We start from the raw sequence: 3,439 nt of genomic DNA, 5'->3' as shown, positions 1-3,439 counted from the left end.
CATTCGCTATGCGAGAGTAGTTCACCGCCAGGCTCCTCATCAAGTAAAAAGCCCGTCTCGAAAGAGCCGGGCTTTTTGCTTTGCGCTTCACCAATCACATCATTACAATGATGGCATTCGCGTTAACCGGCTTAATCATGCGCACTTTAACTAATATATCTGCAGTTCCTTACTCTACTTTTCGTTTTGACGCCACACTAAGCTCTGTTCATGAGTTTAACTCTGTCAGTGAACTGCACAGCTTTGATGCTGAAACGGCGCCTGTTGTGCTGGGGGAAGGCAGTAATACTATTTTTTTGCAGGATCTTGCTGCACCGGTCTGTCGGTTTGTCGCAGATAGCAAAACGCTTACTGAGCTGGGTGCAGATCATGTTTTAGTGCACGTTGAAGCCGGCCATAACTGGCATCAGTTGGTTAGATGGACGGTTGAGCAGGAGCTGTGGGGCATAGAAAATCTGGCACTTATTCCGGGTTCGGTAGGTGCTGCACCGGTACAAAATATAGGTGCTTACGGGGTAGAGCTGGCTGATACTTGCCTATATGTTGATTTCTACCACTGGCAACAGCGTAAAGTACAGCGTATCACTGCCGGACGTTGCCAGTTTGCTTACCGTGATAGCGTGTTTAAACGTGCCTTAGCTGGCAAAGGCGTTATCGTTGCGGTGGGTTTGTGCCTTAGCAGACGGCCCAGCCCTGTGCTTGGCTATAACGGCCTGGATCATCTATCTGCTGACACTGCTATTAGCAATATATTTGAGCAAGTTATCGCTGTGCGCAGTAGTAAATTACCTGACCCCGCTGTATTGGCTAATTGCGGTAGTTTTTTTAAGAATCCGGTTGTTACCTTGCAAAACTATACCGCGCTGAAAAATAAATATGCTGCTATACCTGGCTTCAGCCAATCAGACAACACAGTTAAAATTCCTGCCGCATGGTTGATAGACCAAGCTGGCTTCAAAGGTCAACGCTATGGCGAGGTGGGTTGTTATTCGTTGCAACCTTTGGTGATAGTTAATCATGGCGCCGGCACCGCAGTACAGTTAGAGCAGCTTGTAGCCGCGGTGCAGCAACAAGTATTTTCTAATTACAATATTGAGTTGGAAGTTGAAGTACGTATGTTGGATAGCACCGGACAGCCTGTACTATGAGTAAGAGCAGTTTAGTTACTCAGCGCCAATTATTAAGTGCATTAAGCTGTGGCAACTTTAAATCTGGCCAGGTTCTGGCAGAAATGCTAGGTGTAAGCCGCACTGCCGTAGCGAATCATATTAAACAGTTGCAACAGTTGGGCTTAGATATTTATAAAGTCAAAGGTCGCGGTTACTGTTTAGCAGACCAACTACATCTACTTGATGCCGTCAGGATAAGTCAGTTACGTAAAATATCTTGTCCGGATATTCTTGTACAACACATAACAGATTCCACCAATAGCCAGATGATACAGAAAGTACAGGATGGTTTGGTGACTCAGCCGGGCTATACCATAGTAGCTGAGGCTCAAACGGCCGGCCGCGGAAGGCGAGGTCGAAGCTGGTATTCACCATTTGCTGCAAGCTTGTACTTTTCCATGTATTGGCGTCTTGAGCAAGGTATTCAGGCTGCTATGGGGTTAAGCTTAGTAGCAGGTATCGCCATAGTTAGATTGTTGAAACACCACTATCAGGTTGATGCAAAGGTTAAATGGCCAAATGATGTTTATGTAGATGACAAAAAGTTGTGCGGCATCCTGGTAGAGTTGGCAGGGCAAGCCCACGCCTGCTGCGATGTTATTATCGGTATAGGTATGAATATTCGCCTGCCGCAGCAGGCGCTAAATAGTATAGATCAGCAGTATTCTGACTTAGCTGGTATTGCTGGTGAAGTGATTGATCGCAATCAGCTGGTGTCATCTTTACAACACCATCTTATAGCGTTATTGACAGAATTCACACAGCACGGTTTTGCTGGTTTTGCCGAAGAATTTGACCGCTACAACCAGTATCGCAATAAAGCAATAAAGCTTATTGGTAAGGAAGAGATAAAAGGTATTTGTATCGGAGTAGATAAGCAGGGGGCTTTGCTCGTTAAAACTGCGGCCGGAGTACAAGCGTACTTTGGTGGTGAGCTTAGTTTGCGTGCGGGAGAATAGCATGTATTTATTGCTGGATATTGGTAATACCCGTGAAAAGGCTGCGCTAGTTAAGCAAGGCAAAGTAACTGCCTTACCACAACTTGCACCGGATAATTTGGCTAAGTTGCCGATAAAAGCCGTATATTTTGCCAGTGTTGCATCACAGGAAAAGGTGGCACTGATTAAACAGTTGTTAGGGTTGGACCATTTACCCTGGCGTCAGGTTTACGCAGAGGCGCTTGCTTACGGTGTTCGCAGCAGCTATCAGCAACCGCAGACACTGGGAGTTGACCGCTGGTTGGCAATGTTAGGTGCGCAGTTTTTGTTTCCGGCAAACAATGTGCTAATTGTCGATGCAGGAACTGCAGTGACTGTTGATTGGTTAGATACAGAAGGTCAACATGGCGGCGGTTGGATAATACCTGGCTTAAAAATGCAGCAACAAGCGGTAGTAAAGAATACCGCTAAAGTGTTTAACTCAGAAATGTTTAACGGTCGCATGGAGCCTGGCGACGACACCGTCACTGGGCTGCAAAATGGTTGTTTGGCAGCCGTTTTGGGATCAGTCAGGTTGGCTTGGCAGCAAAGGCCTTGTGACAAGCTGGTGTTGACCGGAGGTGATAGTAAGTTTCTTAAACCTTATCTGTCTGATTTGCCTCTGATGGTTGAGCCTTTACTGATTTTCCAGGGATTGGCGCGTTATATTGATATGTAACTGGTGATTTGTGCACTTTGTGACCGCTTAGGTAGGAAATTCATGCTTTTTTGCTTTTTTATGTTGCGCCATCTAAGGCATTACACTAGAATTCGCACCCACTGACGTAGTGCCGCTTTAGCTCAGTTGGTAGAGCAACTGACTTGTAATCAGTAGGTCATCCGTTCGACTCGGATAAGCGGCACCATTAGTAGTGGAGGGGTTCCCGAGTGGCCAAAGGGATCAGACTGTAAATCTGCCGGCACTGCCTTCGAAGGTTCGAATCCTTCCCCCTCCACCATTTTCGCCAGTAAGAATAGCTACGAGTAGGCCGCGGGCATCGTATAATGGCTATTACCTCAGCCTTCCAAGCTGAAGATGCGGGTTCGATTCCCGCTGCCCGCTCCAATCAAAAACGTTGCTGATATAGCTCAGGCGGTAGAGCGCATCCTTGGTAAGGATGAGGTCCCCAGTTCGATTCTGGGTATCAGCACCATCTTGACACCTCTCATGCTATCCAAACACTAAACTAACTTAAATAACCGCCGTTTTGTTAAAAAGGGTCTATCCATGGCTAAGGCTAAATTTGAACGAGTAAAACCGCACGTAAACGTAGGCACCATCGGTCACGTTGA

3 protein-coding genes and 4 tRNA genes are annotated in these 3,439 nt (G+C 46.6%); all 7 read left to right on the top strand.

Translation table 11 applies throughout. The features are described 5' to 3' along the window. The first annotated feature begins 137 nt into the window (after window positions 1–137). Window positions 138–1,148 carry a UDP-N-acetylmuramate dehydrogenase gene (murB, locus tag ACYVIC_RS16450; RefSeq protein WP_460861703.1) on the top strand — a complete coding sequence of 337 codons (1,011 nt, stop codon included), beginning with the start codon at window positions 138–140 and terminating at the stop codon, window positions 1,146–1,148. Beyond that, window positions 1,145–2,128, top strand: a complete 984-nt coding sequence (gene birA / locus ACYVIC_RS16445; RefSeq protein ID WP_460861700.1) for a bifunctional biotin--[acetyl-CoA-carboxylase] ligase/biotin operon repressor BirA — start codon at window positions 1,145–1,147, stop codon at window positions 2,126–2,128. Before murB ends, birA begins: the two co-directional genes overlap by 4 nt. A gap of 1 nt (window position 2,129) precedes the next feature. Further along, entirely contained in the window at window positions 2,130–2,825 is a 696-nt protein-coding gene (locus ACYVIC_RS16440; RefSeq protein ID WP_460861698.1) for a type III pantothenate kinase, read from the top strand. Window positions 2,826–2,936: 111 nt separating this feature from the next. Further along, window positions 2,937–3,012: transfer RNA gene (locus ACYVIC_RS16435), tRNA-Thr, on the top strand. Window positions 3,013–3,020: 8 nt separating this feature from the next. Continuing rightward, a tRNA-Tyr gene (locus tag ACYVIC_RS16430) sits at window positions 3,021–3,105 on the top strand. Window positions 3,106–3,137: 32 nt separating this feature from the next. Then, window positions 3,138–3,212: transfer RNA gene (locus tag ACYVIC_RS16425), tRNA-Gly, on the top strand. 12 nt (window positions 3,213–3,224) lie between these two features. Beyond that, a tRNA-Thr gene (locus ACYVIC_RS16420) sits at window positions 3,225–3,300 on the top strand. The last annotated feature ends 139 nt before the right edge of the window (window positions 3,301–3,439 follow it).

Source organism: Rheinheimera gaetbuli, assembly GCF_054781935.1.
Note: the sequence above shows the minus strand (reverse complement) of the source record. Positions and strands in the feature narration are given on the sequence as shown.

Bases quoted from the DNA above. Each gene is read 5' to 3' on its own strand.
- birA (WP_460861700.1), top strand. From the start codon at position 1,145: ATGAGTAAGAGCAGTTTAGTTACTCAGCGCCAATTATTAAGTGCATTA.
- ACYVIC_RS16440 (WP_460861698.1), top strand. From the start codon at position 2,130: ATGTATTTATTGCTGGATATTGGTAATACCCGTGAAAAGGCTGCGCTA.
- murB (WP_460861703.1), top strand. From the start codon at position 138: ATGCGCACTTTAACTAATATATCTGCAGTTCCTTACTCTACTTTTCGT.